Origin of the sequence: Tepidiforma flava (assembly GCF_027594505.1) — a bacterium.
Lineage (GTDB): Bacteria > Chloroflexota > Dehalococcoidia > Tepidiformales > Tepidiformaceae > Tepidiforma > Tepidiforma flava.
The window spans coordinates 906,674-933,463 of sequence record NZ_CP115149.1 but is presented as its reverse complement, the minus strand read 5'-3'; the positions used below and the strand labels follow the sequence as shown (position 1 = coordinate 933,463).

The window sequence follows — 26,790 nt, the reverse complement described above, 5'->3', positions numbered from 1 at the left end:
GCCGGCCCCCTCCTCACGTCCCGGCCGTCTCCCGGTACGACCGGTCGACCAGCTCCGCCAGCGCGCCGAAGAGCCCCGGCGCCGCCGCCACCACGTAGCCGTCCTCGAACCCGTAACCGCCGAAGCCGCCCGTCACCGCCCCCGCCTCCCGCGCGATGAGCCCGCCCGCCGCGATGTCCCACGGGTTCAGCCGGTACTCGTAGTAGCCGTCCAGCATCCCGCACGCGACATGCGCCAGGTCCAGCGCGGCCGAGCCCATCCGCCGGATATCCCGCACCCGCGGCAGGATGCGCGCCGTCATCGCCGCCTGCGCCGCCCGCCGCGCCGGGTCGTAGGCGAACCCCGTCGCCAGCAGCGCCGTCGCCAGCGCCGCGCCCTCCCGCGCGCGGATCGGCCTCCCGTTGCAGGCCGCCCCGCCCCCCAGCGCCGCGCTGTACGTCAGCCCGTGCGCGACGTCGTGCACCACCCCGGCCACCACCTGCCCCTCCCGCTCCGCCGCAATCGAGACCGCGTATGCCGGGATGCCGTAGATGAAATTCGTCGTCCCATCCAGCGGGTCCACCACCCACCGCACGCCCGAGCTGCCGGCCTCCCGCGCACCCTCCTCGCCGACGAAGCCGTCGCCCGGCCGCGCCCCGAGCAGCCGCTCGATGAGCAGCCGCTCCGCCGCCCGGTCCGCCTCCGTCACCATGTCCGTCGCCGTCGATTTCGTCCCGATGGCGAACCCTTCCGCCGCGTACCGCGCGATGAGCGCGCCCGCCTCCCGGGCCGCCGCCTCGGCCAGCGCCAGCAGCTCCTGCGCCAGCGGGTCCGCGCTCACCGGAGCTGCCGCCCGCCGTCGATCACCACGATGCTGCCGGTCACGTAGCTCGCCGCCTCGCTCGCCAGCCAGACCGCCGCCCCCGCCACGTCGTCCGGCGTCGCCAGCCGCCCCATCGGGATATCCGCCCGCAGCCGCTCCCCGTGCCGGCTCGCGAACAGCTCGTCCACGAGGTCCGTCTCCACCCAGCCCGGCGCAATCGCGTTCACGCGGACGCCCCGGTCCGCCCACTCCAGCGCCATCACCTTCGTCAGCTGGTGGAGCCCCGCCTTCGCCGCCGCATACACCCCCTGCCGCTCCAGCGGCACGATGCCCGCCACCGAGCTCACGTTGATGATGCAGCCCCCGCGCCCGGCCGCGAACATCCGCTTCGCGGCCTCTACGCTGGCGAAATACGCGCCCCGCAGGTTCACCTGCATCACCTGGTCGAACTCCGCCACGCTCACCGCCTCGACCCGCTTGTAGTACGGGCTGATGCCCGCGTTGTTCACCAGCACGTCGAGCGGCCCGAGCGCCCAGGCCCGCTCGATGAGCGCCGCCACGTCCTCCGGGTCGCCCACGTCGCAGCGCAGCCCGATGCAGTTCACCCCGAGCGAAGCCGCCGCCTCCTGCAGCGGCCCCTCGCTCCGCGCCGCGATGACGACCCGCGCCCCCGCCTCGATGAACGCCCGCGCGATGCCGTACCCGATGCCGCGCGAACCCCCGGTAATCAGCGCTGTCTTCCCTTCGAGCGAAAACCGTTCCATGCGCCTCATTCTCCGCGCCGGCCGCGAACCGATCACCCGCGGCGCGCTCGCGCCCGCCTCGCGTACCATCGGCGCGTGGCCCTCGACCTCGAACGCGCCGACGCCCACCTCGCCGCCGCCGACCCCGTGATGGCTGCGCTCATCGAATCGGTCGGCCCGCTCGAACCGCGGCCGCCCCGGCCCGGCCATTTCGAAGCGCTCTGCCGCTCGATCGTCTACCAGCAGCTCTCCGGCCGCGCCGCCGGCGCCATCTTCGAACGGTTCCGCGCCCTCTACGGCAGCGATGGTTTCCCCGCGCCCGCCGACGTCCTCGCGACGCCGCCCGAGACCCTCCGCGCCGCCGGCCTCTCCCGCCAGAAGATCGCTTCCATCCTCAGCCTCGCCGGGCACTTCGCCAGCGGCGAACTCGACGACGCCAACCTCCACCGCTGGCCCGATGAGGAGGTCATCGCGCATCTCCAGCGGGTCCGCGGCATCGGCCGCTGGACCGCCGAGATGTTCCTCATCTTCCAGCTCCAGCGCCCGGACGTCCTCCCCGTCAACGACCTCGGCATCAACCGCGCCATCATGCGCCGGTACGGCCTCCCGGGCATGCCGAAGCCCGCCGAGGTGCGCGCCATCGGCGCGCCGTGGCGCCCGTTCGCCAGCGCCGCCTGCCTCTACCTCTGGCGCGGCGAAGACACCGCCCTCCCCGCCGGCTGACCGCCGGCCGCTCCGCCGCTACATCCCGCTGCGGTCCGGCCGATCGACGTCCGCCTGCGTCGTCGCCGCGTTCGCCGCGATCAGCGCATCGCGAATCTGCGAATAGAAGTCCGACATCCCCGCCGGCGAATACGGCACGAAGATCGTGTTCGCCCGCGAGGCCGCGCCAATCTCCTTCACCGTGTCGTAGTGCTGCGTCATGAGCACCAGCTGCATGATCGCCTCCGGCGTCACCCCCGCAATGCTCTGCTGGAACTGGTCCACCGAGTCCCGCAGCCCGTCGATGATCGCCCGCCGCTGGTTCGCGATGCCCTGCCCCTGCAGCGCCTTGCTCTCCGCCTCCGCCTCGGCCGCCTTCACTTTCAGGATCTTGTCCGCCTCGCCCCGCTCCTGCGCCGCCTCGCGCAGCCGCTTCGCCGCGTTGATCTCGTTCATCGACTCCTTCACCTTCTTGTCCGGGTCGATGTCCGTCACCAGCGCCTGCACGATCTGGAAGCCGAACTCGTTCATCTCCCCCGAAAGCTCGTTCTTCACCGCGATCGCGATCTCGTCCTTCCGCTCGAACACATCGTCCAGCTCCATCTTCGGCACCCGCGCCCGCACCGTGTCGAACACGTACGCCGTGATCTGCACCGTCGGCTGGTCCAGCCGGTAGAACGCGTCGTACACGCGGTCCGGGATCACCATGTACTGCACCGCCACGATGGTGTGGACGAACACGTTGTCCAGCGTCTTCGTCTCCACGCTCACGTCCAGCTGCTGCACGCGCAGGTTCACCCGGCCTGCGACCCGCTCGATCAGCGGGATTTTCACGTTCAGGCCGGGCCGCGCCACCCGCCGGAACTTCCCGAACCGCTCCACGATCGCCGCCGTCTGCTGCTCCACCGTGAACAGCGACCCGAACAGCAGCACCAGCACGATGACGCCCGCGACGCCCAGCACGATCAGCCCGGCCATGGCTTCCCTCCTCGCTCGAACGGGCCACGAAAGACCCTTGATTGCGGCCCAGTATACGCGCCGCGCGTCCCCCCCGGCGGCGGCCGCGCCCGCCGGCCCGCCCCGCACGTTTTGCGAAGCGTTTACGAAGAATCGGGAAAATCCCGGTCGTTTCTCCTGCGCCGCCGGGCTACGGTGAACCCGGTGGCGCCCTGAGGAGGAGACCAGCCCTCGCCCCCGGCAGCCTGCCCGGCCCCGGCGAGCACCGGAACGACGAACCGGCGACCGAAAAACCAGCACTTTTCTGACACCTTTTGCGCCCCCGGACCGATGTGCCCTGCGAACCACAGGCCGGAGGAATCCCCATGCTGCTTCGCGCGCTCACGCTTGCCGCCGTCATCACGGCCGCTGCCGCCCTGCCGCTCGCCGGGGCGCACCGCAGCGCTGCCGCGCTCACGAACTGCGACGTCCCGGACTCGGCCGTCGCCCTCGACGCCGATGAGCAGGCCTTCATCCAGCTCCTCAACGACTACCGCGCCCAGAACGGGCTCCAGCCGGTCGCGGTCGATACCGCCCTCAGCCGCGCTGCCGCCTGGATGAGCATCGACCTCGCCGGCCGCGCCGGGCTCGACCACACCGACTCGCTCGGCCGCTCGCCATGGAAACGGATGCCCGATTGCGGCGCCGCCAGCCCCGGCGGCGAGAACCTCGCCGCCGGCACCCCGCTCGCCAGCCCGGCGGCCGTCCTCCAGGCGTGGAAGGGCTCGCCCGGCCACAACGCCATCATGCTCGGCAAGGACTTCACCCTCGTCGGCGTCGCCCGCCACACCGCTCCCGGCAGCAAGTTCGGCGTCTACTGGACGCTCACCTTCGGCTACGGCCGCCCGGCCGCGCAGCCGCCCGCGCCGGCGGCGACGCCCACGCCCGTCCCGCCCACCCCGGCGCCCACCCGGCCCGCGCCGACCGCCACGCCGACCGCCGTCCCGCCGACCGCCGCGCCGACTCGGCCCGCGCAGCCCCCTGCGCCCGCCGGCGGGCAGGCGCAGGCCCAGTCGCACACCGTCACGTTCCCGGCCGGCGTCACCACGTTCACCTGGAGCGGCAGCCCCGCGCCGGTCGACCAGCTCTTCGCATCCGCCGGCACGGCCCTCCGCGGCGTCTACGCCTACGATGCCGCCGCCGGCCGCTGGCTGCGGTGGAGCCCGCGCCTCCATCCCCGGCTCAACACCATCACCCACATCCAGCCCGGCGTCCGCTACTGGCTCGTCGCCGCCAGTCCTGTCACCCTGTCGCTCCCCTGACCGCCGCAAATTTCGCGCAACTGTCGCGACATCCCGACACGACCTGACGCGAACCCCGCCGAGAATCGCCCCTGATTCCACCGGCGGGGTTCACTTATGGCCAAATCTCCAACCGAAAAGCTGCTCCAGGAACTCGACCAGCTCCGCGCCCGCGGCCTCGTCACCGACGAGGAATACGCCGCCCGGCGCCAGGCCATCATCTCAGGCCAGGTCCAGCTCCCGGCCGAGAAATCCGGCGGCGGCTTCCTCAAGAAGGTCGGCATCGGCTGCGGCGCGCTCATCGGCGTCTTCATCGTCATCATGGTCATCGCCGCAGCGGCCGGCGGCGGGAGCGACAGCGGTTCGGGCGGCTCGTCGTCCTCCGCCTCGAAGAGCGCCGACGTCCGCGTCACCCTCGCCGAGGGCGCCGTCGGCGAAATCGCCCCCGAAGGCAACGAGGCCCGAAAGTCCCGCGTCACCATCGTCCGCATCATGGACCCGGTCGTCTCCACCAACCAGTTCAGCCAGCCCAAAGCCGGCATGCGCTGGGTCGGCTTCGAAGTCATCCACGAGAACATCGGCACCCGCGAAATCAGCTCCCTCACCTGGAAGCTCCGCGACACCAACGACAACGAGCACGCCCAGGACGTCATGGGTCCCGTCGTCGATATGCCGGACCTCGAACCCTTTTATGCCGACCTCACCCCGGGCGGCAAGAAACAGGGCTGGATCTACTTCCAGGTCCCGGAGGGCGCAGGCGTGAAATGGCTCCGCGCCGACCCCAACACCTTCCTGAAGGGCGACCTTTACTTCGAGGCCCCCTGAGCCGCCTCGACGCCCGTCGCGCGCTCCATCCCGGCTTCCTCCGCGGGGAAGACCCTGCGGAGGAAGTCGTCGATCTCCCGTCCGGGCTCCCGCGGAAACCGCTCAGCCTCCACTTCGGCCGCAGCGATGCGGTCCAGCCGAAACTCGCGGAAATCGTTCCGCAGCTCGCACCAGGCCAGCAGCGTCCACGACCACCCCCAGAAGAACAGCCCGAGCGGCCGTACCCGCCGCGCCGTCGCCGCCCCGGCGCTGTCGGTGTACCGCAGGGTGAGGTAGCGGCGCCCGTCGATCGCCTCGCGAAGCTCGCTCAGGCGCGCCGCGAACCGCTCGCCGGGTCCGCGCACCGGCGTGTACACCGGCGTCTCGACGAGCCGCTCCCGCAGCTCCGGCGGCAGCGCCGACTCGATCCGCTGGAGCGCCGCCGCAGCGGCCTTCGCCGCCGGCGCGTCGGCCCACGCCTGCACCAGCCGGCTCCCCAGCGCCAGCGCTGCCACCTCCTCAGCCGTGAACGTCAGCGGCGGCAGCTCCAGCCCCGGCCGCAGCGTGTACCCCACGCCCGCTTCGCCCGCGACCGGCACGCCGCTCCGCGCCAGCTGCTGGATGTCCCGGTACACCGTCCGCGCCGAGACCCCGAGCGCCTGTCCGATCTCAGCCGCCGTCAGCACCGGGTGTTGCCGCAACAGCTGGATCACCTGGAAGAGCCGCTCCGTCCGCTGCATCCCCCTATCCTGCTCCCTTCCCGCCGGCGCGAACAGATCCAGTTCGCCAGGCTTCAATGGCCGGAGCGGCGCGCCAGCCGCCCGTCCCACCGCAGCCAGGCGGCCCGGCCGGCGTCGTCGCGCAGGAACTCCACCCGCTCGCCGCGCCGCGGCCCATCCGCCACCACCCACCGGTCGCGCGCCACCCGCGCGAGCCGGGCCGGCGGCGCCGGCAGCGGCCGGTGCTCCCGCTCCGCCAGCATCCGCTCCGGCGCCCGGTCGCGGATGGTGAGCCCGCCGCCCGGGGCGGCCGCCACCTCCAGCACCGCCAGCGTCGCCTCGTACCGCCCGGCAAGCTCGGCCGCTTCTGCCGGATCGCCGGCAGCGGCCGGCGGCAGCCCCGGTTTTCCGAAGCCCAGGAAATACTCCTGGCACCGGTCCGCAATCGTCTGCCGCGCCTCCCGGCCCGTGTCCGCGTTCGTCAGCACCGTCACCGCGAACCGGCGCACCGGCACCAGCTCGAAGGCCGAGAGCTGCCCGTTCGTCGCGCCGCCATGCTTCACGAGCCGTTCGCCGCCGCCCGCGTCGTCGAGCATCCAGCTGATGCCGATCTCCGCGCACATGCTCCCCGCTGGCCGCTGCGGCTGCCGCATGAACGCGACCGTCCCGGGCGAAAGCACCTCCCGCGCCTCCAGCTCGCCGAGGTGGAACGCCGCCCACCGCAGCTGGTCCAGCACCGTCGAGACCAGGCCGCCCCCCGGCGCGATGCTCCGCGCCGTCGCCCACGGCCGCGCCGGCCGCGGCCCTTCCGACGTCACCACGTGCCCCGCCGCGAACCGGTGCACCATGCACTCCTCCGGGAAGAAGAAGCTCATCCCCATCCCCAGCGGCTCCAGCAGCCGCTCCCGCACCGCCTGCTCATACGTCCGGCCGCTCAGCTCCGCCGCGATCAGCCCGAGCACGTAGAACCCCGAGTTGCAGTACGAAAAGTGGCTGCCCGCCGGCACCAGCTGCGGGCTCCGCGCCATCTTCCGCACGATCCGCTCCAGCGCGTCGTCGCCCCGCCCGGTGTCCTTGAAGTAGTCGCCCGCGAAGCCCCCGTGGTGCGTCAGCAGGTCGCGCACGGTCACCCGTTCGGCGTCCGCCTCCGAGGCGAGCGCGAACCATGGCAGGTAGCGGCGGACCGGCGCGTCGAGCTCCACGAGCCCCATCTCGACCAGCTGCATCACCGCCGCCGCCGTGAACGTCTTCGTCGTCGAGCCCACCTGGAAGAGCGTCTCCGCCGTCACCGGCAGCGGATGGTCGACGTTCGTCACGCCGACGCCGCCGGCATAGGCGGTCCCTTCGAACAGCACGCCGATGGCCGCGCCCGGCACCTGCAGCCGCCGGCACTCCGCCTCCGCCGCATCGAGCAGCTCGCCCGGCAGCGCGCGGACCTCCACCGTCAGCCGCCCGCCGGCGTGAGTTCGAACACCGGGTGGCGGTCCGCCTCCTCGATGAACCGCTGGACCGGGTCCGTGGGCTTCGCATCGAAATACGGCCGCGTAATCGCCACCCGCTCGGCGTACCGCTTCAGCACCGGGCCCGCCTCATCCGCGCTCACTTCCCGCGCCCGCACCCGCTCCGTCCGCCGCCCCCGCCGCAGCTCGCACTCGCCGGCAGCCCGCAGGTTCTTCACCCAGGCGCGTTCGCCGTACGGCGAAACCAGCCACCGCCGCTCCCCGTCGACGACCAGCGTCACGGGCGTCGACATCGGCGTGCCGCTCTTCCGCCCCCGCACGACGAGGAGCCGCGTGTTCCGCTCGCCGACGCCGAGCGCAAGCCCGGCCCGCACCGCCGCATTGGCGATGCGCCGACCCGCGTTCATCCGAAACATCCGCGCCATGGCCTGCCATCGTACCGGATGGTGCGAGGCCCCCGCTCCGCTCCCTCGATAGCGGAACGGGGGCCCCAGCAGGGGGGTTCTCAATAAGGTCTGATGGGTCAGGCCTTATCGAGCCAAAAGTAGGGGAGCTCCTCGGTCGGTGCGCCGTAGGAGCCCGGCACCGTCTGAACGCCGATGTTCTTCACCCACTCCTGGTAGCCGGTCCAGGCTGTCCCGGCGCCCTGGTTCTGCGGGATGTACCACATCTTCGCGGCGTTCTTCCGCTGGATCTCGAAGAACAGCTCTTTCCGCTTCGCCGGGTCGAGCTCGCGCTGCTGCTGCTTCGCGAGCTGCTCCAGCTCCGGGTCCTTGATCTTGCTGTGGTTCAGCGGGTTGTCCGTGAAGAACCGGATCGGGTAGGCGCCCGCCTCCGGGAACGGCGTCTCGTAGCCGAACGCAATCCCCGTGAAGTTCCCCGTGAACGTCTGCGTGATGTACTTCGACGAGTAGTCCTGCACGTCCGTCGTCGTCTTGATGCCGATGGCGTTCAGGTACTGGATGTTCGCCTCCGCCACCGTGTTGAAGGCCGACCCGTACCGGTTCGCGGTGTACTGGTACACCGTGCTGAAGCCGTCCGGGTAGCCGGCCGCCGCCAGCAGCTTCTTCGCCTCCGCCGGGTCGTACTTGAAGTACTTCGAGGTCTCCCCCTGCGCGCTCGAGAGCGGGTCCAGCCAGAACCGCTCCAGCCCTGCCGGGATCAGGTTGTTCCACCGCTCCGAGACGGCGAGCCCTGCCTCCTTCAGCTTCTTCACGTTGTACGCCAGGTCCAGCAGCGCCGCCCGGTCCGTGCTCATCGAAATCGCCTGCCGCACCCGCGGGTCCTTGTTCCACGGCGAATCCGGGTTCGAATCCATGTAGAAGAACGACAGCAGCTGCGAGACCTCGCCGTAGAGCTGCACCTTCGGCAGCGCGTTCTTCACGTTCACGAGGTCTTCCGAGTTCAGCCCGGAGATGTCCGTGTTGCCCGCCTGGAACTGCGCCAGCCGGTTCGCGTACTCGGGGATGATCGCGATCTCCACCCCGTCCATCAGCGGGAAGCCGCTGAAGTGCCAGTTCGGGTTCTTCGCGAACTTGAAGCCGACCGACGGCGTGTAGCTCTGCAGCACCCACGGCCCCGAGCCAATCGCCACCTTCGTCGGGTCGAAGCCGCCGCTCCCGCCCGCGGCCTCCTTCGGCATCACCCAGAACAGGTTCGCATCGGCGAACACGTCCAGGAACGCCGCGTTCGGCTCCTTCAGCTTGAAGACCACCGTCGAGGCGTCCGGCGTCTCCACCTTGTCGACGAACGCCACCTGCGAGCGGTTCGCCGACGTCTCGGCCGTCATCTTCCCCCACGAGAACATCACGTCCTCGGTGGTGATCGCCCGCCCGTTCACCGGCGCGACGTTGTGGAACTTGATGTTCGGCTTCAGCTTCACCGTCCACGTCAGGCCGTCCGGGCTCGCCTCCGCCGACTGCGCGAGGTCGCCCACCGGCCGCAGGTCCGCCTGCTTCACGCCGATGCCCGTGTTGTACCGGAAGAGCCGGCTGTAGACGTAGGCCGCGAAGCCCTTCGTCAGGAACGACAGGTTGCCGTACGGGTCGATCGAGGGCGGGTCGCCCGTCGAATCCACCTTCAGGATGCCGCCCCGCTTCGCGTTCGCGTATGGGTCGCTCGGTGTCGGCGTCGCTGCCGGGCCGCTCGTGGCGGTGGCCCCGCCCGCGGTCGGCGTCGCGCCGCCATCGTCGTCGTCATCGTCGCCGCAGCCCACGAGCGCCAGCCCCGCGGCACCGGCAGCTGCGCCCGTCGCTGCCCCGAGGAACCGCCGCCGGCTGCGCCGATCCCTCCAGAACCTGTCCCAGTACTCCGACAATGCAAAACCCCCTTGCAACGCGCCTGTTTAGCCATCGACGCTGTTGATGCGTCGTATAGGCCATGCGCAAAGATGCCGGAATCCTGACGCCGCGCTCAGCCCGTGTCAATGCATCGTTCGACAGCGTCGAATACTTCGCCAGCGCACCTTCCCCGGCTGCTGCCCCCGCGCCTGCTACCATCCCCCCGTGCGCGGCTTCGTCGATGCCCACACCCACCTCTTCCCCCCGGCTCAGGCCGCCCGGCGGGCCGACCTCGCCGCCACCGACCCCACCTTCGCGGAGATGTACGTCGACCCTGCGGCGAAGCTCGCCGATGCCCCCGCCCTCCGCGCCGCGCTTGCCCGCGCCGGCATCGACCGCGCCGTCGCCGCCGGCTTCGCCTTCCAGTCGCCGGCCCGCCTCGCCGAGCAGGCCGAGTACCTGCTCGCCGCCGCGGCCGAGGCCCCCGGGGTCATCGCCCCCCTCCCCTGCCTCAACCCGGCCGCGCCCGGCTGGGAGCGCGACGCTGCCCGCTGGCTCGCCGCCGGCGCCCGCGGCTTCGGCGAGCTCCGCCCCGGCAACCAGGGCTGGGACCCGCTCGGCCCCGAGAGCCTCCGCCTCGCGCACCTCGCCGCCGAGGCGGGCGCCGTCCTCCTCTGGCACGTCTCCGAACCCGTCGGCCACGCCTACCCCGGCAAGCGCGGCGGCATCGCCCCTGCCGAGCTCATCGAACTCGCCGCCCGCGTCCCCGCCGCCCGCATGGTCGCCGCCCACCTCGGCGGCGGCATCTCCTTCTACCTGCAAATGCCCGAAGTTCGGCAGGCTATCGGAAATATCTATTTCGATACCGCTGCCGTGTCATTGCTGTATGATGAAGGCAGCGTCGCGCGCCTCGTCGCCCTCGCCGGCGCGGAGCGCGTGCTCTTCGGCTCCGATTTCCCGTTGCTCGCCCCGGGGCGCCAGCTCAAGCGCATCGCCGCGGAACTCCCGCCCGATGCCGTGGACCGGGTGTGCGGCGGGAATGCGCTATCCCTCTTCTTTGGAACCGCCGCACCATGAGCGAAGCCTCCCAACAGGAACACGTCCGGCTCTTCGTCGCCTGCGAAGTCCCGGACGACGTCAAGGACGCCATCCGCACCGTCATCGATGACCTCCGCTCCCGCTCCGGCAACGCCGTCCGCTGGGTCCGCCCCGAAGGCGTCCACATCACCCTCAAATTCCTCGGCGAAGTCCCCGCCCGCAAACTCCCCCACGTCAAGCTCGCCATCCAGGAAGCGGTCGTCGGCCACTCGCCCTTCGAGCTCGAATTCTCGACCATCGGCACCTTCGGCGGCCGCGAAGGCCTGCGCCTCATGTGGATCGGCGTCGCCGGCGATGTCCTCCGCCTCGAAGCCCTCGTCCGCTCCGTGAACGCCGCGCTCGGCGTCGTCGGCTTCGAACCGGAGCGCCGCCCCTTCCGCCCGCACCTCACCCTCGGCCGCGTCCGCGACGACGTCTCCACCCGCCAGCGCGCCGAGATCGAAGTCGCCGTTGGCAAGACCGAGATTCCGCAGGTCAGCTGGCGCACCGCCCAGGTCTCGCTGATGCGCAGCCGCCTCTCACCCGCCGGCGCAAGCTACGAAACCGTCGCGAGCTTCCCGCTCCGCGTCGTCCAGCAGCCCGTCTGAACCCGCCTCAGCCGACCAGCCGCGGCTCGAGCACCACCACCGTCAGGTCCGCCGGCAGCCCGCTCCGCGTCAGCTGCAGCTTCGGCTGCGGCTCCGGCTTCGTCCCGGTCTCCTTCAGGAACTTCTCCAGCGGGTCCAGCTCGAGCGTCTCCGGCCCCACCCGGTAGTGCATCGGGATCGCCACCCGCGGCTCGATGCGCGTCATCACGTCCGCCGCCGCGACCGCCGAGAGCGAGCCGTCGCCGCCCACCGGCAGCAGCAGCACGTCGACGTCCTTCAGCTCCGCGAGGTTCGCCGTCGCCGGCAGCCCGAGGTGCCCCACCCGGATGCCGTCCAGCTCCACCACGAAGCTCACCGTCCGGCTGCCGTCCGCCCGTTTCATGGCCGTCGCCGTCACCAGCACGCCGCCGATTTCGTACTCTCCGGGCGCGTCCAGCACCATCGGCTCGCCGCTCACCAGCTCCCGCGCGCCGTAGCGCGGGTCGCCCGGGCAGCTCAGGGTCACGATCTCCGCCTGCTGCTTGCCGAGGGCGAACCCCGAATCCGGCGGCACCGGGTCCATCAGCACCGTGCCGTCGCGACCTTTCAGGCGGAAGCAGGTCCGGCCGAGGAACGTGATTTCGAGCGCCACGCCCCCATCCTACCCCGGCCGCCCACCACGAGGAAGATTCGGCGAACCCGGCTGATCAGTTCCCGTCCCGCGTCAGCAGCACCCCGGCCGCCAGCCCGCCCGTGCCCAGCGCAGTCACCAGCGCGCAATCGACCTTCGCCTGCTTCGCCGCCTTCACGAACGCCAGCTCCAGCCCCTCGATCGGCGTCGCGAGCCCCGCCACCGGCCACACCTCGCCCCGCGCCATCGCCTCCAGCGCCAGCGCCGCCGCCGCCGGGCCGCCCGCCGCCAGCAGCTGCCCCAGCGTCCCCGCGGGCGCCGTCACGTCGGCGAAGTACGCATGCCGCCCGAACGTCCGCAGCGCCCCGAAGCCGTCCGCCACGTCCGCCTCCGGCCGCCCGTCGGCGCACGAAACGAACAGGTCGACCTGGTTCTGCAGGTAGCCCGCGTCCGCGAGCACCGCCTGCATCAGCCGCCCGGCTTCGTTCGCGCCGGGCAGCGCCGTCGGCTCGGCAGCCGGGTCGAACACCTCTGCCGCGCCCGCGACCCGCGCGAGCACGCGCGCGCCGCGCCCCCGCGCATGCGCCTCCGACTCGATGACGAGGAATGCTGCGCCCTCAGCCGGCACCATCCCCGCGTGCTCCCGGTCGAACGGCAGCGCCCGGCTCGCGCTCATGCCCCGCAGGTGCTCCAGCAGCGGCCGCTGCAGCGCCTGCGCCGCCCCCGCGATCACGACGTCTGCCTCGCCGCGCGCCACGAGCCGCGCCCCCTGCACCACTGCCGACAGCCCGCTCGCCTCGCCGCCCGCCACGCAGACGACCGGCCCCCGCACGCCGAGCACCCGCGCGATGAGCTGGCCGTACGGCGCGAAGATCCCCGGCTGGCCCGGCGCCCGCAGCGGCAGCCCCTCGGCGACGCCGAACCGCCGCGCATCGCCTGCGCCCGCGCCCAGCCCTGCCGACTCCAGCGCGCGCAGCGCCGCATCGAGCGCCAGCAGTGAGCCGCGGTCCAGGAAGTGCACGACGTTCCGCGGGATGCCCGGGTGCGGCCGGAAGTCGTCGCCGAAGCCGATGCCGGGCAGCGGCTCTCCTTCGTCGCCGGGCGCGAACTCCCCGGCCACCGGTTCTCCCGCCAGCAGCCGCTCCCACACGCTGCCGCCGCCCGCTGCCGCGGCGGTCAGCCCGAACCCGGTGACGACCGGGCGGTTCTCCGCTGGGTCGGCCCCGTCAGCCAGCTAGTCCAGCTCCTCATCGAGGAATTCGTCATCTTCCTGCCGGCGGCGCCAGAACATGATCGCCCCGGCCAGGGCGCCCAGCAGCGCAAGAATCCCGAGCACCTTCTTCATGGCGGAGTACCTCCTTGGCCTGCTCACGCCGCTCCCCGGGGGAGACGCGCCCACCGGCCCGCGTCAAGTATAGGCGGCCCCCGCCGGTTGACACTATCCGCCGCCCCGCCGGAGCAATTCCAGCCCGAGAACCAGTGCGAAACCGGAGTGCGCATCGCCCTGTCCCGCCCGTCAGCTTGAATCGCGTCTCACCCGGCGCGAAACTGGGAAGCGGATGAAATCCTCCCGCCCCACGAGCGAACTCCTCGAGCTCCTCGCGAGCCGCGGCCTCGCCGCCACCACGCAGCGGCTGGCGCTGCTCGCCGCCGTCCTGGATTCGCACGACCGCCACCTCTCCGCCGAGGACCTCTACCGCGAGCTCTCCGAAGAGCTCCCCACCCTCAGCCGCGCCACCGTCTACAACAACCTCGCCGCGCTCGGCGCCGCCGGCCTCATCGAAAAGCTCGCAACCCCCGACGGCTCCCGCTACGGCCCCGTCGCCCGGCCCCACGTCAACCTCGTCTGCACCGCCTGCGGCAGCATCTCCGACGTGCTCGTCGGCGACCCCGACCTCGAAGCGCTCATCGGCCGCGCCGCCGCGGCCGGCCAGTTCCAGCCCCGCTCCGTCTCTCTCAGCGTCAACGGCCTCTGCGGCCCCTGCGCCGCCTCCCCCGCCGGCTGAGCCGCCCCCGCCATCCTGTACCTTCGCCGCGCCCGCGGCTACGCTGGAGCCGCCATGCCTGCCGCCTTCATCTACGACGCGACCCGCACCCCGTGGGGCAAATTCGGCGGCGCCCTCAAGGACCACTCCGCCAGCGACCTCGCGGCGCTCCTCATCCGCACCCTCGTCCAGCGCAACCGGCTCGACCCGGCCGCCATCGATAACGTCATCCTCGGCCAGGTCCTCCAGGCCGGCGCCGGCCAGCTCCCCTCGCGCCAGGCCCTCATCGCCGCCGGCCTCCCCGAATCCACCCCCTCCACCCTCGTCAACAAGGTCTGCGGCTCGGGCATGCGCGCCGTCACCCTCGCCGCCTCGCTCATCCAGCTCGGCGAGGCCGACCTCGTCCTCGCCGGCGGCATGGAATCCATGTCCAACGTCCCCTACTACGACGTCCACACCCGCTGGGGCGCCCGCATGGGCAACAAGACGCTCATCGACGGCATGGTCTACGACGGCCTCTGGTGCGCCTTCGATGACGTCCACATGGCCAACCAGGCCGACGACATGGCCGCCCGCCGCGAAGTCTCCCGCGAAGAAATGGACGAGTGGTCCGTCCGCAGCCAGAAGCGCTGGGGCGCCGCCTTTGAAGCCGGCCACTTCGAGCGCGAAATCACCCCCGTGCCGAACCGGCGCGACCCCAACCACATCGCCCTCGCCCGCGACGAAAGCCCGCGGCCGAACTCCACCGTCGAACGCCTCGCGCGCATCCCCACCGTCTACGGCACGCGCGCCATCACCGCCGGCAACGCGCCCGGCACGAACGACGGCGCCGCCGTCCTCCTCATCGGCTCCGAAGACGCCGGCCGCCGCCACGGGCTCGCCCCGCTCGCGCGCATCGCCGGCTGGGCCGAATCGGCCACCCGGCCGGCCGAATACCCCGTCGCCTCGGCGCTCGCCCTCCGCCGCCTCGCCGAGAAAACCCGCCTCGCCGTCGACGATTTCGAAATCATCGAAGTCAACGAAGCCTTCGCCTGCGTGCCCCTCATCTGCGGCCGCGAACTCCACTGGGACCCCGAGCGCGTCAACCGCTGGGGCGGCTCCGTCGCCATGGGCCACCCGATCGGCGCGACCGGCGCCCGCCTCGTGCTGACCAGCGCCTACCAGCTGCAGGAGGCCGGCGCGCGCTACGCCGCCGCCGCCATCTGCTCCGGCACCGGCCAGGGCGACGCCATCCTGCTCGAACGCCCCTGACCGCCGCTGCCGTGCGCCGGCCCCCGCTCAGCCTGCGGGCTGCTCCTGCTGCCTGCCGAAGGCCGCCTCCATGAGCCGCTGGAGCGCCTCCAGCTGCCGCACCGGCCCGGGCGCGCCCGGCGCCATCAGCTGCACGAACCGCGCGCCCCAGTAGAACGAATAGAGCGCCTGCGCCAGCGCTTCCACGTCCCATCCTTCCAGCCGCTCGCCGAAGTCCCGCTTCAGCAGGAAAGCCACCCCCCGCAGTATCCGCCCCAGCTCCTCGCCGAACTCATGCAGCAGCGCCGCATCCTCGTCCCGCACCGCCACCAGCGCCCGCTCGAACAGCAGCCGCGTGTCCAGGTCCGCCCCCGGCAGCTCGAGCGCCGCGAAGGTCGCCCGCGAAAGCTCCGCGAAGCCCGTCTCCACCTGCTCCGGGTGCTCCCACGCGGCCTTCACCGCCTCCGCCGGCCCCGCCATCCCCGCGCGCGCCAGCTCTTCCTTGCTCGCGAAGTAGCGGTAGATCGCGCCCGGCGAAATGCCTGCCTCGTGCGCAATCTCGGCCATCGTCGCCGCCGCGATGCCTTTTTGCGAAAACACCCGCGCGGCGGCTTCGAGGATGCTCCGCCGCCGCGCTTCCAGGTGTGCCTGCGAAACTTTCGCCATCCGTGTCCCTGCTCCCGCCGGCTCAGTTCGCCTTCGCCAGGTCCGGGAGCACCTGCAGTTTAGCGCGGGCGCGCTTCAGCGCACGCTCCAGCTTCTCCACCCGCAGCAGCCGCTCCAGCGTCATCCGCTGCGCAATCTCCCGCTCGAACGCCTCCAGCTCGCGCTGCCGCGCCACCATCAGTTCGTACAGCATCATCGTGCCCTCCGTGAAAGACTGTGAACGACCATTCACTGAATGAATAATCGTTCATTTTTGCGCGGACGTCAAGGCCTCTCCCGCCCCGGCGGTGAACATCCCGCACCGCTTCCCCGGCCCGCCCCGTGCGATACTCCCGCTGCATGCGCTTCGCATATCTCGCCGCCGCGCTCCTGCTCCTCGCTGCGTCTCTCGCTGCCGGCCAGCCCGGCCCCGCGCCCGTGCGCGCCGGCCCCGGCGAACCCCCGCCCCCGGCCGCGCCGCCGGCCTTCACCGAAACCCGCCTTGCGTTCCTCCTCCCCGGCCCGGCTGGCCCGCTCGTCCTCGACATCGCCGCCGTCGCCCCCGCTGGCGCCGGCGCTGACCCGGCGGCCCTCGCTGCCGGGGTCCTCGCGGCGCACCCCGGCGCCGTTCCCCTCCAGCCAGCCGCCGCATCCGCCGCCTACGTCCTCGGCGATGAGCGGGGTGGCGTCCGGTGGCGCGTTCCCGTCGTCGCCTGGCGCTACAACCCCGCCGGGGCGACCCCCTTCCTCGACCCGAAGGCCGCCCTCGAAGCCGTCACCCTCGGCGCCGACGGCTGGCGGTTCGCCGGCGGCACCCCCGTCCAGTTCGTCTATGAGGGCGAGACCGCCACCCCGACCGGCTGCCGCGGCGACCCCGGCGCGACCGGCTACGCGCCCGACGGCGAGAACGTCGTCGGATGGGGGCCGATCCCGGGCGGCTACCTCGGCTACGCCTGCTGGGTTTCCTCTCCCTCTCTGGTCGAAGGCACCCCGTTCTTCGAACTGGTCGAGTTCGACATCGTCTTCCGCCCCGATTTCCAGTACACGCCCGAACTCCTCCGCGCGCTCGCCCTGCACGAATTCGGCCACGCCCTCGGCCTCGGTCACAGTGACCGCTGCCCCGGCGCCGCGATGTGCGGCGGCCCCGCCTCGCTCGACCACATCGAACCCCAGGCGGACGACATCGCCGGCCTCATCGCCCTCTACGGCCGGGCCGGCCCGGCGCCGCTCCCCCCGCGCGCCCTCCTGCCCCTCGTCGCCCGCGATTGAGCGCCGCCCCGGCGCTACACTCCCCCGCATGACCATCGTGCAGGTCGACCACTGGCTGCGGCTGGCCGCGCTCGCCCCCTCGCCGCTCAACACGCAGCCGTGGCGGTTCCGCGTCACGCCCGCTGCCATCGAGCTGTTCGACGACCCGGCCCGCGCCCTGCCCGTCGCCGACCCCGGCGGCCGCGAACGCACGATCGCCTGCGGCTGCGCCCTCCTCAACCTGCGCGCCGCCGGGGCTGCCGCCGGCTGCGAAGAGCAGGTCGCCCTGCTCCCCGACCCCGCCCGCGGCGGCCTGCTCGCCCGCGCCGTCCTCGCCGAGGGCCCGGCCGATGCCGCCCTCGCGGCCCTCGCGCCCGCCATCGAACAGCGCTGGACCACCCGCCGCGCGCTCCGCGCCGCCCCCCTGCCCCCCGGCCTCCTCCCCGCCCTCGCCGCCGAGGCCGCCGCCGAGGGCGCCGAACTCCTCCCGGTCGACGGCCGCGCCGCGCGTCAGCTGCTCGCCGACCTCTGCGCCGAGGCCGACCGCCTCCAGCACCACGACCCGGCCTGGCGGCACGAGGTCGCCCGCTGGATCCATCCCGGCCGTTCGAACGACGGCCTCCCCGCCTCCCGCCTCGGCGGCCGCGCCCTCCGCTTCCTCGTCGACCACTTCGACTTCGGCGGCACCTCCGCCTCCCGCGATGAGGTGTACATCCTCCATGCCCCGGCCGTGCTGCTCCTCGCGACACCCGGCGACGAACCGCGCGACTGGCTCCGCGCCGGCCAGGCGCTCCAGCGCGTCCTCCTCCGCGCCGCGCTCGACGGCGTGCAGGCCGGCTACCTCCAGCAGCCGCTCCAGCTGCCCGGCCTCCGCGAGCGGGTCGCCGCCGCCTTCAGCCCCGGCCGCTGGCCGCAGGTCTGCCTGCGCCTCGGCCTCCCCGTCGAGGACCCGCCCCGCCGCCGGCGCCGCCCCGTCGCCGATTTCGCCGACTTCGTCCCGGCCTGAGCGCCTACCAGCGCCCGGCGTGCGGGCCCCCGCCCGCCAGCCACTCCCCGACCCGGCGCGCGCAGCCCGGGTCGATGTCCGCCGGCAGCCCGCCGCAGGCGAACCACCGCGCCTCCGCGATCTCCCCGTTCGCCGCCGGCGGCTCCCAGGCGAACTGCTCGCTCCCGAACACGGCGATGTAGTCCTCCTTCGCCTCCGAGAAGTCGGCGTACACCCCGAGCAGCCGCGCCTCCTCCAGGATGGCCCCCGCCTCCTCCCGCGCCTCCCGCCGGGCCGCCTCCTCCAGCGTCTCCCCTTTGTCGACGCCCCCGCCCGGCAGAAACCACCCCGCCCGGTAGCTGTGCCGCACCAGCAGCACCTGCCCCTCCCGCACGAGCACGACCCGCGCCCCGATCGTCACCGGGTGGAAGAGCCGCCAGCGCAGCCGCTCCCCTTCCCACATCCCCCGGCGGGCGAGAGCCTCCGCGCGCGTCCGCAGCCGCTGCCACATGGCCACCAGCCTACGCCCTCCCGCCCCTGCGGCGAACCGCCCCCGCTGCTACACTCGAAGCTGCCGGGCGACTGGCGTCACGCGGAGCACCGCGGGGAAGCCCGGCCTCGCGCATGGCCGCTCGCACTGGGCCGGCGGGCCTCACCGCACCCGCCGCAACCAACCCTCCCCAGGAGCCCTGCCCCATGCGCGCCCTCCTCGGCGTCTACGACAAGACCGGCATCGAAGCCTTCGCCCGCGGCCTCGCCGACCTCGGCTGGGAGCTCGTCTCCACCGGCGGCACCTTCGCCGCCCTCCAGGCCGCCGGCCTCCCCGTCCGCAAGGTCGAAGACCTCACCGGCTTCCCCGAAATGCTCGACGGCCGCGTGAAAACCCTCCACCCCGCCGTCCACGCCGGCATCCTCGCCCGGCGCGACCTCCCCGCCCACATGGCGGCGCTCGAGGCTCACGGCATCGGCCCCATCGACCTCGTCGCCTGCAACCTCTACCCCTTCTACGCGACCGTCACCCGGCCCGGCGGCGTCCCCTTCGCCGAGGCCATCGAGAACATCGACATCGGCGGCCCCACGCTCCTCCGCGCCGCCGCCAAGAACCACGAGGCCGTCCTCCCGGTCGTCGACCCCGCCGATTACGCCCGCGTCCTCGAAGCGCTGCGCGCCGGCGGCGCCGGGCCGGACCTCCGCCGCGAACTCGCGTGGAAGGCCTTCGCCCACGTCGCCGCCTACGACAGCGCCGTCGCCGAGTGGCTCTGGAGCCAGCAGCGCCCCGGCGAGTTCCCGCCCCGCTTCACCGTCCCGCTCGAACTCGCTCAGCCCCTCCGCTACGGCGAAAACCCCCACCAGCGCGCCGCCTTCTACCTCGACCGCTCGCTCGCTGGCCACGGCCGCGGCGGCATCGCCACCGCCGTCCAGCACCACGGCAAAGAGATGTCCTACAACAACTACCTCGATGCCGACGCCGCACTGGAACTGCGTCAACGATATCCCCACCCCCGCCTGCGTCATCGTCAAACACACCAACCCCTGCGGCGCCGCCACCCGCGACGACCTCTGCGAAGCCTACCGCCTCGCCGTCCGCGCCGATGCCACCAGCGCCTTCGGCGGCATCGTCGCCTTCAACCGCCCGGTAGATGAGGCCCTCGCCCGCGAAATCCGCGAATTCCGCAGCCCGAACGACGGCGAAACCCGCATGTTCTACGAAATCGTCATCGCCCCCGGCTACACCCCCGAAGGGCTCGCAACGCTCAAGGGCAAGTCCAAAGACCTCCGCATCCTCGAAGCCCGGCCCCTCGCACCCGGCGGCATCGCGCTCCGCCAGGTCGGCGGCGGCTGGCTCCTCCAGGACCCGGACGACCTCCCCGCCGACCGCATCGACTTCCGCGTCGTCACCGAACGCCAGCCCACCCCGCAGCAGCTCGAGGACCTCCGCTTCGCCTGGCGCATCGTCAAGCACGTCAAGAGCAACGCCATCGTCATCGCGAAGGACGGCCGCCTCCTCGGCATGGGCAGCGGCCAGCCGAACCGCGTCAAGAGCGTCGAAATCGCCATGGAGAAGGCCGGCGAGGAGGTCCGCGGCGCCGTCCTCGCCAGCGACGCCTTCTTCCCCTTCGCCTGGAACGACAGCATCGAAAAAGCCTGCCAGGCCGGCATCGCCGCCATCGCCCACCCCGGCGGCGCCCTCCGCGACCAGGACGGCATCGATTGCTGCAACCAGTACGGCGTCGCCATGGTCTTCACCGGCGTCCGCCACTTCCGCCACTGAGCCCCGGGGGCCGCGGAAACGTGCGGTAAAGCTGCTGCCAGCCCGCGCCGCCGCGCCGTCAACACCCCCGGCCCCGCCCGCGTACTCCTGAACAGCTTCCGCACAGGAGACGCAGCCCATGTCCGATTCCCGCTCCCTCATCATCCGCGGCGGCCAGTCCCGCCGCGCCTTCCTCCGCTCCGCCGGGGCCGTCGCCGTCTTCGGCGGCGCCTTCCTCGTCGTCGGCTGCAGCGACGATGACAGGAAATCCATGCCGACACCCGTGCCCACCCGGCCCGGCCAGGCGAAGCTCTACGACCGGCTCGGCGGCAAACCCGCCATCACCGCCGTCGTCGACGCCTTCGTGGCCAACGTCGCCGCGGACGCCCGAATCAACAAGTTCTTCGCCAATACCGATATCCCCACGCTCAAGATGCACCTCGTCAACCAGATCGGCGAGGCGACCGGCGGCCCCGAAAAATACACCGGCCGCGACATGAAGACCGCCCACGCCGGCCTGATGATCACCAAGGCCGACTTCGACGCCCTCGTCGAGGACCTCGTGAAAGCGCTGGACCAGTTCAAGGTGCCCGAGCAGGAGAAGATGGAGCTCCTCGGCCTCCTCGGCCCGATGGAGAAGGACATCGTTACCGCCTGACCGAACCCCCTCAGGCGCCCCCGGCGAGGCGCTCCAGCAGCGCCAGCGCGGCGCGCTTCGCCGGGCTCCCCCGCTCCGCCTGCGGCCCCACGCAGGAAGGACAGCCGCCCTCGCACCGGCACCCCCGGACGGTCTCCAGGCACGCGCGCAGCAGCCGCTCCCGCGCCTCGAACACCCGCTCTGCCAGCCCGATGCCGCCCGGCACCATGTCGTAGAGGTACACCGTCGGCGCGCCCGTCGAAGGCGAGCGCACCTGCGCATCCGCCCCGAGGTCGCGCGGGTCGCACAGGCAGAACACCGGCGCGAGGTTCCGCAGCACGTGCGCCAGCCCCTCCAGCCCGAGCGCCAGCTCGTCCCGCCGGAGGCCCGCCGCGGCGCCCTCCCCCAGCGCCAGCCACGCCGCCGCCGTGTGCATCGTCTCTTCCGGGATGGCGATCTGCCCCCAGCCCACGTTCTCGTGCGTGTGCAGCTTCACCTTCTTGAAGATGGTCGCCAGGAACGTGATCGCCGCTTCGCCCAGCTCCCACGCGCTGCCGCCGCCCGCCGGCGCCTCCCGCTCCCGCTCCAGCACCTTCAGGTCCACCGCCAGCTGCGCATCCGTGTAGTAATCCACCGAGACTGCCTGCACGTACGCCTTCTTGTCGTCCCAGTCGAGGTGCTCCACCTGGTACTGCTGCCCGCGGTGCAGGTAGATCGCGTCCTCGTGGATGAGCAGCGGCGCGGTCGGCCGGTCGCACTCGCCGATGACGCGCGGCTTCGGCCCCTGCTCGATGATCACGAAGTTGTCCGTGCTCGCCGTCCGGAGGCTCACCTCCTCCGCCGGGTACGCCTCCGACATCCAGTAGTAGCGGCCGTTCGCCAGCTGCAGCACGCCCTCCTCAGCGAGGATGTCGAGCATCACCTCGCCGTGCGCGCCGAACGGCTCGCCGTTCGCGAACGGCAGTTCGAAGGCCGCGCACTTCAGATGGCTCGCGAGGATGTACGGGTTGTCCGGGTCGATCGCCGCGCCTTCGACGCCCTGCTCGAAGATGAACTCCGGGTGCTGCGCCACGTACTGGTCGAGCGGGTTCGATGACGCGACCAGCACCGCCAGCGAACTCTCCCGCGCCCGGCCGGCCCGGCCGAACTGCTGCCAGAGGCTCGCCAGCGAACCCGGGTAGCCGGTCACCACGCTCGCCCCCAGCCCGCCGATGTCGATCCCCAGCTCCAGCGCGTTCGTCGCCACCACCCCGCGCACCGTCCCCTCCCGCAGGCCCCGCTCGATCGCCCGCCGCTCGTTCGGCAGGTAGCCGCCCCGGTAGCCTGCCACCCGCTCCGGGCCGCCCGGCTTCTCCCGCAGCGCCTCCCGCAGGTACGTCAGCAGGAGCTCGACCCGCACCCGGCTCGGCGCGAACACGATCGTCTGCACCCCGGAGCGGATGAGCTCCGCCGCGATATCCCGCGCTGACTTCAGCGATGACTGCCGGATGCCCAGCTCCCGGTTCACCACCGGCGGGTTGTGCACCACGACGATCCGCTCGCCCCGCGGCGCCCCGCTCTCGTCCACCACCTCCACCGCGTCGCCGATGAGGCGCTCCGCCAGCTCGCCCGGGTTCGCAATCGTCGCCGAGCAGAGGATGAACGCCGGGTCGCTCCCGTAGAACTGGCAGATGCGCCGCAGCCGCCGGATGACGTTCGCCACATGGCTGCCGAACACCCCCCGGTAGCTGTGCAGCTCATCGATGACCACGAATTCGAGGCTCTCGAACAGCTGCACCCACTTCGTGTGGTGCGGCAGGATCGCCGTGTGCAGCATGTCGGGGTTCGTCAGCACGATGTGCCCCGCCTGCCGCACCGCCCGCCGCGCATCCGCCGGCGTATCCCCGTCGTAGGTGAACGTGCCGATCTCCGCCCCGAGGTCGCCGATCAGCCCGTGCAGCTCGTCCAGCTGGTCCTGCGCCAGCGCCTTCGTCGGGAACAGGTAGAGCGCCCGCGCTGAGCGGTCCTTCAGCACCCGGTCCAGCACCGGCGCGTTGTAGCAGAGCGTCTTGCCGCTCGCCGTCGGGGTCACGACCACCACGTTGCGGCCCGCCATCGCGGCGGCGATCGCCTGCGCCTGGTGGGTGTACGGCTGGCGGATGCCCCGCCGCGCGAGCACCTCGATGAGCCGCGGGTCCAGCCCCGCCGGCCAGGCGCCGAATCGCGCCGGCTCCTCCTCCAGCCGCCGGACCCACGTCTCCGTCTCCTTCTGCCGCAGCTCCGTCACCAGCCGCCCGGCGACGAGCGCCGGCGGCACCGGGCGGACGGCGGGAACCGGGTAGCTCGGCGGCGGCTTCGCCATCGGGCGCCCTCCATCGCACAGATGTTCGCATTCTGGCGGCCAGCCGGCCGCGGCGCAAGATGCTGCCCCGGCTCCCCCGGCCATGCGTCAACAGGTGACGCCCCCGCGCGCGAAACTTCGGCGCCAATCCCTCGCACAGGAGCGGACCATGCCGCGCCCCCGCTATCTCCTCGCCCTCGCCGGGCTCCTCTTCGCCGGCCTCGCCGCCGCCCTCGCCAGCGCCCCGCGCGATGCGGGCAGCCAGGTGTTCTCGCCCCGCGCCGTCGTGCCGATGGTCGCCCGCGACGAAGGCGCGCCCCCGCCGCCCCCGGCCACCCCGACGCCGTTCGCGCCCACTGCCACGCCCACGCCGCGTCCCCCGACCGCCACCCCCACCGCCGCCCAGCCCACCCCGACCCCGCGTCCCCCGACCGCCACCCCGACGCCCGCCCCCTCCGGCCTCCGCCTCCAGGGCGTCAACTGGTACGTCAACACGACCGGGACGATTTACGTCATGGGCATCGTCGTCAACGGCCTTTCCACCCCGGTCGAGTTAGTGCGCATCAATGTCCGTTTTTACAACGCGAGCGGCCAGCTACTTGCGACCGACACTACCTACGCCGACGTCAGCATCATCCCGGCGGGTGGCAGCTCGCCATTCTGGACGCTCCTGCTCAATCCTCCGCCCGGCGTCGCGAGCGTGGAGGCCGTGCTCGGCACCTACAGCGTTTCATCCCGACCGCCCATCACGGGCCTCACACCCACGGTCACGAACATCTACCGCAGCTCCTCAATAGCGCTGCGCGTTGTCGGAACGGTGCGAAACGATTCGAGCGCGACCTACCAGTTCACGCGCGTCATTGCGGCTTACGTCGATTCCGCCGGGTACGTCATTCGGATTGAGACCGACTACCTCGAGCCGAGCACCCTGGCGCCGGGTCAGCAGGGAACCTTTGAAGCGATCTTCTTCAACGCTCCGGCCGGCCTCGAGACCAACAACCTCCTCATTTGGACCACAGCCAGCCGCTAGCCCCCTTTCCCCCGCCCAACCCGGTCCGGTGGTACGCTCGTACCGCCGGACCGCCCCATGACTGACCAGCTCCCCGACGAACGCCCGCAGCGTCGCCGCGAATACTCCGGGCCCGCCTCCACCCTCGGGCTCGCTGCCCTCGTCATCGCCGTCGTCGGCTTCGCCCTCTGGTGGTTCGAGTTCCGCGATGACCCCTCCGCCGGGACCGCCCGCTCCGCCGGCGGCCTCGGCGTCATCGCCCTCCCCGATGACCTCAACCCCACCGGCCAGCCGCCGGCCGCCCGCGAAGGCCGCGCCGCGCCCAACTTCCGCCTCGCCGCCCTCGACGGCGGCCCCCGCTCCCTCGATGAGTTCCGCGGCAGCTGGGTCCTCCTCAACTTCTGGGCCTCCTGGTGCGGCCCCTGCCGCGCCGAGACCCCCGACCTCCAGGAGTTCCACTCCCGCAACCTCGACCGCGGCATCGCCGTCATCGGCGTCAACCAGCAGGAGGACGCCGCCACCGCCCGCCAGTTCACCGCGCAGTTCGGCGTCACCTACCCCATCCTCCTCGACACCAGCGGCGCCGTTTCCCAGGCCTACCGCACCGGCGTCGGCGGCCTCCCCATGACGGTCCTCGTCGACCCCCAGGGCGTCATCCAGCGCATCTACCTCGGCCGCATCACCTGGGACCAGCTCAGCGAACTGGAGGCCCAGCTGCCGTGAGCGCCAGCCCCCGCGCCGCTTCCGCCTCCACCCTTCAGCCGGGCGGCCTCGACCCCCTCCGCTGGGCCTGGCAGCTCCTCACCAACGTCAAGTTCGCCCTCCTCCTCGTCGGGCTCGCCGGCGTCGCCGGCCTCATCGGCACGGTCCTTCCGCAGATGCCGGCGCCGATGATCGGCAATCCCGCCGCCAAATCCGCCTGGCTCGAACTCCAGCGCGAAACCTACGGCCCCTTCACCGGCATCTTCGACGCCCTCGGCTTCTTCCAGGTCTTCCATACCGCCTGGTTCAACGGCCTCTGGTTCCTCATCATCGTCGCCGTCACCGTCTGCACCGTCTCCCGCCTCCGCCCCACCATCCGCGCCGTCCGTCAGCCGCCGAAGCGCGTCCCCGACGCCTATTTCGAACGCGCCCACCACCGCGCCAGCTTCTCCCACCCCGGCGGCGCCGATGCCGTCGAACGCCTCCTCCGCCAGCGCCGCTACACGGTCCAGCGCGTCCGCGAAGAGCCCGGCGCCGTCTACCTCTTCGCCGACCGCTACCCCTGGAGCCAGTACGGCACCTTCCTCTCCCACCTCGCCCTCCTCATGATCCTCCTCGGCGGCCTCCTCACCGTCTTCGCCGGCTTCGACCGCACCATGGTCATCGCCGAATCCACGCCGCCCGCGCCCGTCTTCGCCGAAGCCGGCCCCAACCAGCTCTTCATCCGCATGATCGACGCCAACCGCGGCCTCGATGACGACGGCAACATCATCGACTACCACTCCATCATCGAAGTCCGCCGCGGCGACGAAACCATCCGCTGCAAGACCACCGTCAACCACCCCTGCCACGCCTTCGGCTACAAGGTCCACCAGGCGGCCTGGTTCGATGACATCGCCCGCCTCCGCATCACGGCCCCCAGCGGCCAGGTCATCTTCGACGACATCCTTGATTTCGAAGGCCGCAGCGCCGTCATCCCAGTCTTCCGCGTCGTCGATGCCTCCGGGCGCATCCTCTTCGCCCAGCAGCTCCCTCAGATGGCGACTGACCCCGGCATCGACCCCGCCGACCGCGCAGACGACACCGCCCTCTCCCTCCTCGTCTTCCCGAAAGCGCCCGGCTCCGACGAACTCGTCAACTACGCCGTCGCCTGGCAGTTCCGCAACGGCCAGATGCTCGTCACCATCACCAGCCCGGACTTCGACCCCATCCTCCTCCGCCCCGGCGAGGAGCGCGACGCCGGCCCCTACCGCATCCGCTTCGAAGGCGCCGCCACCATCCCCGCCACGACCGTGCTCGATATGCCCGGCGCCGCCGGCCCGGAGGGCGCCGTCGTCCAGATGCCGCTCGGCGGCGACGGCCGCCCCTACCTCATGGTCGCCGGCATCGACCAGCGCAACGTCGTCCTCCAGCAAGGGCAGGCCGTCACCACCGCCGCCGGCTACACCTACCTCTTCCAGGGCCGCGTCGAGGCCTCCGGCGTCAGCGTCCGCCGCGACCCCGGCCACACCTTCATCTGGATCGCCGTCGCCATGGCGATGATCGGCCTCAGCATCACCTTCTACGTCCCCCGCCGCCGGCTCTGGGTGAAGGTCACCCCTTCCCGCACCTACATGGCCGGCATCGCCGAGAAGACGACCCGCTTCTCGCGCGAACTCCGCTTCATGGGCCGCGACCTCGGCGCTCGCGACGCCCTCCAGCCGGGCGACACCGACCCGGACCGCTGAATCCCGTCCC

Annotated in this window: 26 protein-coding genes, 1 pseudogene and 1 riboswitch; of the genes and pseudogenes, 14 read left to right on the top strand and 13 right to left on the bottom strand. The window is 72.2% G+C overall.

The window, feature by feature from the left end; genetic code table 11:
- Nucleotides 1-13: 13 nt before the first annotated feature.
- A complete protein-coding gene (locus O0235_RS05610; RefSeq protein WP_270057556.1) occupies nt 14-820 on the bottom strand; it encodes an inositol monophosphatase family protein in 807 nt (268 codons plus the stop codon).
- Entirely contained in the window at nt 817-1,566 is a 750-nt protein-coding gene (locus tag O0235_RS05605) for an SDR family NAD(P)-dependent oxidoreductase (protein ID WP_270057555.1), read from the bottom strand. The genes O0235_RS05610 and O0235_RS05605 overlap by 4 nt, the downstream gene beginning before the upstream one ends.
- A gap of 75 nt (nt 1,567-1,641) precedes the next feature.
- On the opposite strand from O0235_RS05605, the gene O0235_RS05600 reads away from it, so the two are divergent.
- Entirely contained in the window at nt 1,642-2,268 is a 627-nt protein-coding gene (locus tag O0235_RS05600) for a DNA-3-methyladenine glycosylase family protein (RefSeq protein WP_270057554.1), read from the top strand.
- 18 nt (nt 2,269-2,286) lie between these two features.
- On the opposite strand, the gene O0235_RS05595 is transcribed toward O0235_RS05600, so the two are convergent.
- Nucleotides 2,287-3,225, bottom strand: coding sequence for an SPFH domain-containing protein (locus O0235_RS05595; protein WP_270057553.1), 939 nt, complete (start codon nt 3,223-3,225; stop codon nt 2,287-2,289).
- A gap of 344 nt (nt 3,226-3,569) precedes the next feature.
- Between O0235_RS05595 and O0235_RS05590 the strand changes: the two genes are divergently transcribed.
- Together O0235_RS05590 and O0235_RS05585 are read left to right on the top strand one after the other, a co-directional pair.
- On the top strand, nt 3,570-4,505 hold the full coding sequence (locus tag O0235_RS05590; RefSeq protein ID WP_270057552.1) for a CAP domain-containing protein: 936 nt from the start codon (nt 3,570-3,572) through the stop codon (nt 4,503-4,505).
- 96 nt (nt 4,506-4,601) lie between these two features.
- The gene (locus O0235_RS05585; protein ID WP_270057551.1) at nt 4,602-5,309 is read left to right on the top strand and encodes a DUF4352 domain-containing protein; all 708 of its coding nucleotides are present in this window, start codon (nt 4,602-4,604) and stop codon (nt 5,307-5,309) included.
- Here O0235_RS05585 and O0235_RS05580 read toward each other — a convergent pair.
- From O0235_RS05580 to O0235_RS05565, 4 genes are all read right to left on the bottom strand, one after another.
- Complete coding sequence (locus O0235_RS05580) at nt 5,291-6,028, bottom strand: helix-turn-helix transcriptional regulator (RefSeq protein ID WP_270057550.1); 738 nt, start codon at nt 6,026-6,028, stop codon at nt 5,291-5,293. The two genes, O0235_RS05585 and O0235_RS05580, sit on opposite strands and share 19 nt — an antisense overlap.
- Before the next feature lie 53 nt (nt 6,029-6,081).
- The gene (locus tag O0235_RS05575) at nt 6,082-7,449 is read right to left on the bottom strand and encodes a serine hydrolase domain-containing protein (protein WP_270057549.1); all 1,368 of its coding nucleotides are present in this window, start codon (nt 7,447-7,449) and stop codon (nt 6,082-6,084) included.
- A gap of 2 nt (nt 7,450-7,451) precedes the next feature.
- Nucleotides 7,452-7,892 carry a nitroreductase family deazaflavin-dependent oxidoreductase gene (locus O0235_RS05570; protein ID WP_270057548.1) on the bottom strand — a complete coding sequence of 147 codons (441 nt, stop codon included), beginning with the start codon at nt 7,890-7,892 and terminating at the stop codon, nt 7,452-7,454.
- 98 nt (nt 7,893-7,990) lie between these two features.
- A complete protein-coding gene (locus O0235_RS05565) occupies nt 7,991-9,784 on the bottom strand; it encodes an ABC transporter substrate-binding protein (protein WP_270057547.1) in 1,794 nt (597 codons plus the stop codon).
- Nucleotides 9,785-9,971: 187 nt separating this feature from the next.
- Between O0235_RS05565 and O0235_RS05560 the strand changes: the two genes are divergently transcribed.
- Together O0235_RS05560 and thpR are read left to right on the top strand one after the other, a co-directional pair.
- On the top strand, nt 9,972-10,823 hold the full coding sequence (locus tag O0235_RS05560) for an amidohydrolase family protein (protein ID WP_270057546.1): 852 nt from the start codon (nt 9,972-9,974) through the stop codon (nt 10,821-10,823).
- Nucleotides 10,820-11,431 carry an RNA 2',3'-cyclic phosphodiesterase gene (gene thpR / locus O0235_RS05555; protein WP_270057545.1) on the top strand — a complete coding sequence of 204 codons (612 nt, stop codon included), beginning with the start codon at nt 10,820-10,822 and terminating at the stop codon, nt 11,429-11,431. The genes O0235_RS05560 and thpR overlap by 4 nt, the downstream gene beginning before the upstream one ends.
- 7 nt (nt 11,432-11,438) lie before the next feature.
- Here the strand turns inward: thpR and O0235_RS05550 are convergent, their stop codons facing one another.
- Nucleotides 11,439-12,062: an MBL fold metallo-hydrolase gene (locus O0235_RS05550; protein ID WP_270057544.1), complete on the bottom strand. Its 624-nt coding sequence runs from the start codon at nt 12,060-12,062 to the stop codon at nt 11,439-11,441.
- A 55-nt stretch (nt 12,063-12,117) separates the two neighbouring features.
- Complete coding sequence (locus tag O0235_RS05545; RefSeq protein ID WP_270057543.1) at nt 12,118-13,161, bottom strand: beta-ketoacyl synthase N-terminal-like domain-containing protein; 1,044 nt, start codon at nt 13,159-13,161, stop codon at nt 12,118-12,120.
- A gap of 439 nt (nt 13,162-13,600) precedes the next feature.
- Here O0235_RS05545 and O0235_RS05540 point away from each other — a divergent pair, with 439 nt between their 5' ends.
- Both O0235_RS05540 and O0235_RS05535 read left to right on the top strand, forming a co-directional pair.
- Nucleotides 13,601-14,047, top strand: coding sequence for a Fur family transcriptional regulator (locus O0235_RS05540; RefSeq protein WP_270057542.1), 447 nt, complete (start codon nt 13,601-13,603; stop codon nt 14,045-14,047).
- 54 nt (nt 14,048-14,101) lie between these two features.
- Nucleotides 14,102-15,277, top strand: a complete 1,176-nt coding sequence (locus O0235_RS05535) for a thiolase family protein (RefSeq protein WP_270057541.1) — start codon at nt 14,102-14,104, stop codon at nt 15,275-15,277.
- Between the two features lie 27 nt (nt 15,278-15,304).
- On the opposite strand, the gene O0235_RS05530 is transcribed toward O0235_RS05535, so the two are convergent.
- The gene (locus O0235_RS05530; protein WP_270057540.1) at nt 15,305-15,922 is read right to left on the bottom strand and encodes a TetR/AcrR family transcriptional regulator; all 618 of its coding nucleotides are present in this window, start codon (nt 15,920-15,922) and stop codon (nt 15,305-15,307) included.
- 22 nt (nt 15,923-15,944) lie between these two features.
- The gene (locus tag O0235_RS05525; RefSeq protein ID WP_270057539.1) at nt 15,945-16,118 is read right to left on the bottom strand and encodes a hypothetical protein; all 174 of its coding nucleotides are present in this window, start codon (nt 16,116-16,118) and stop codon (nt 15,945-15,947) included.
- A gap of 143 nt (nt 16,119-16,261) precedes the next feature.
- On the opposite strand from O0235_RS05525, the gene O0235_RS05520 reads away from it, so the two are divergent.
- Together O0235_RS05520 and O0235_RS05515 are read left to right on the top strand one after the other, a co-directional pair.
- Nucleotides 16,262-17,170, top strand: coding sequence for a matrixin family metalloprotease (locus tag O0235_RS05520; RefSeq protein WP_270057538.1), 909 nt, complete (start codon nt 16,262-16,264; stop codon nt 17,168-17,170).
- A 28-nt stretch (nt 17,171-17,198) separates the two neighbouring features.
- Nucleotides 17,199-18,155, top strand: a complete 957-nt coding sequence (locus O0235_RS05515) for an Acg family FMN-binding oxidoreductase (RefSeq protein ID WP_270057537.1) — start codon at nt 17,199-17,201, stop codon at nt 18,153-18,155.
- Between the two features lie 4 nt (nt 18,156-18,159).
- Here the strand turns inward: O0235_RS05515 and O0235_RS05510 are convergent, their stop codons facing one another.
- Nucleotides 18,160-18,645 (bottom strand): NUDIX domain-containing protein, encoded by a 486-nt coding sequence (locus tag O0235_RS05510; RefSeq protein ID WP_270058040.1) that lies wholly within the window; start codon nt 18,643-18,645, stop codon nt 18,160-18,162.
- A 57-nt stretch (nt 18,646-18,702) separates the two neighbouring features.
- A riboswitch (ZMP/ZTP riboswitch) is annotated at nt 18,703-18,784 on the top strand.
- Between the two features lie 46 nt (nt 18,785-18,830).
- Between O0235_RS05510 and purH the strand changes: the two are divergent.
- A pseudogene (gene purH, locus O0235_RS15675) lies at nt 18,831-20,406 on the top strand (bifunctional phosphoribosylaminoimidazolecarboxamide formyltransferase/IMP cyclohydrolase).
- Between the two features lie 118 nt (nt 20,407-20,524).
- Entirely contained in the window at nt 20,525-21,043 is a 519-nt protein-coding gene (locus tag O0235_RS05495; RefSeq protein WP_270057535.1) for a group I truncated hemoglobin, read from the top strand.
- A 10-nt stretch (nt 21,044-21,053) separates the two neighbouring features.
- Here the strand turns inward: O0235_RS05495 and O0235_RS05490 are convergent, their stop codons facing one another.
- Nucleotides 21,054-23,363 carry a DEAD/DEAH box helicase gene (locus O0235_RS05490; RefSeq protein WP_270057534.1) on the bottom strand — a complete coding sequence of 770 codons (2,310 nt, stop codon included), beginning with the start codon at nt 23,361-23,363 and terminating at the stop codon, nt 21,054-21,056.
- Between the two features lie 148 nt (nt 23,364-23,511).
- Here O0235_RS05490 and O0235_RS05485 point away from each other — a divergent pair, with 148 nt between their 5' ends.
- Genes O0235_RS05485 through O0235_RS05475 form a run of 3 tightly spaced genes read left to right on the top strand, consistent with a single transcriptional unit; the run spans nt 23,512 to nt 26,780 of the window.
- Entirely contained in the window at nt 23,512-24,372 is an 861-nt protein-coding gene (locus O0235_RS05485) for an FxLYD domain-containing protein (RefSeq protein WP_270057533.1), read from the top strand.
- A 57-nt stretch (nt 24,373-24,429) separates the two neighbouring features.
- Entirely contained in the window at nt 24,430-25,074 is a 645-nt protein-coding gene (locus O0235_RS05480) for a TlpA family protein disulfide reductase (protein ID WP_270057532.1), read from the top strand.
- Entirely contained in the window at nt 25,071-26,780 is a 1,710-nt protein-coding gene (locus tag O0235_RS05475; RefSeq protein ID WP_270057531.1) for a cytochrome c biogenesis ResB family protein, read from the top strand. The genes O0235_RS05480 and O0235_RS05475 overlap by 4 nt, the downstream gene beginning before the upstream one ends.
- Nucleotides 26,781-26,790: the final 10 nt, after the last annotated feature.

Bases quoted from the DNA above. Each gene is read 5' to 3' on its own strand.
- O0235_RS05605 (WP_270057555.1), bottom strand. From the start codon at position 1,566: ATGGAACGGTTTTCGCTCGAAGGGAAGACAGCGCTGATTACCGGGGGT.
- O0235_RS05535 (WP_270057541.1), top strand. From the start codon at position 14,102: ATGCCTGCCGCCTTCATCTACGACGCGACCCGCACCCCGTGGGGCAAA.
- O0235_RS05490 (WP_270057534.1), bottom strand. From the start codon at position 23,363: ATGGCGAAGCCGCCGCCGAGCTACCCGGTTCCCGCCGTCCGCCCGGTG.
- O0235_RS05495 (WP_270057535.1), top strand. From the start codon at position 20,525: ATGTCCGATTCCCGCTCCCTCATCATCCGCGGCGGCCAGTCCCGCCGC.
- O0235_RS05480 (WP_270057532.1), top strand. From the start codon at position 24,430: ATGACTGACCAGCTCCCCGACGAACGCCCGCAGCGTCGCCGCGAATAC.
- O0235_RS05585 (WP_270057551.1), top strand. From the start codon at position 4,602: ATGGCCAAATCTCCAACCGAAAAGCTGCTCCAGGAACTCGACCAGCTC.
- O0235_RS05570 (WP_270057548.1), bottom strand. From the start codon at position 7,892: ATGGCGCGGATGTTTCGGATGAACGCGGGTCGGCGCATCGCCAATGCG.
- O0235_RS05520 (WP_270057538.1), top strand. From the start codon at position 16,262: ATGCGCTTCGCATATCTCGCCGCCGCGCTCCTGCTCCTCGCTGCGTCT.
- O0235_RS05510 (WP_270058040.1), bottom strand. From the start codon at position 18,645: ATGTGGCAGCGGCTGCGGACGCGCGCGGAGGCTCTCGCCCGCCGGGGG.
- O0235_RS05540 (WP_270057542.1), top strand. From the start codon at position 13,601: ATGAAATCCTCCCGCCCCACGAGCGAACTCCTCGAGCTCCTCGCGAGC.
- O0235_RS05485 (WP_270057533.1), top strand. From the start codon at position 23,512: ATGCCGCGCCCCCGCTATCTCCTCGCCCTCGCCGGGCTCCTCTTCGCC.
- O0235_RS05530 (WP_270057540.1), bottom strand. From the start codon at position 15,922: ATGGCGAAAGTTTCGCAGGCACACCTGGAAGCGCGGCGGCGGAGCATC.
- O0235_RS05515 (WP_270057537.1), top strand. From the start codon at position 17,199: ATGACCATCGTGCAGGTCGACCACTGGCTGCGGCTGGCCGCGCTCGCC.
- O0235_RS05580 (WP_270057550.1), bottom strand. From the start codon at position 6,028: ATGCAGCGGACGGAGCGGCTCTTCCAGGTGATCCAGCTGTTGCGGCAA.
- O0235_RS05590 (WP_270057552.1), top strand. From the start codon at position 3,570: ATGCTGCTTCGCGCGCTCACGCTTGCCGCCGTCATCACGGCCGCTGCC.
- O0235_RS05525 (WP_270057539.1), bottom strand. From the start codon at position 16,118: ATGATGCTGTACGAACTGATGGTGGCGCGGCAGCGCGAGCTGGAGGCG.
- O0235_RS05595 (WP_270057553.1), bottom strand. From the start codon at position 3,225: ATGGCCGGGCTGATCGTGCTGGGCGTCGCGGGCGTCATCGTGCTGGTG.
- thpR (WP_270057545.1), top strand. From the start codon at position 10,820: ATGAGCGAAGCCTCCCAACAGGAACACGTCCGGCTCTTCGTCGCCTGC.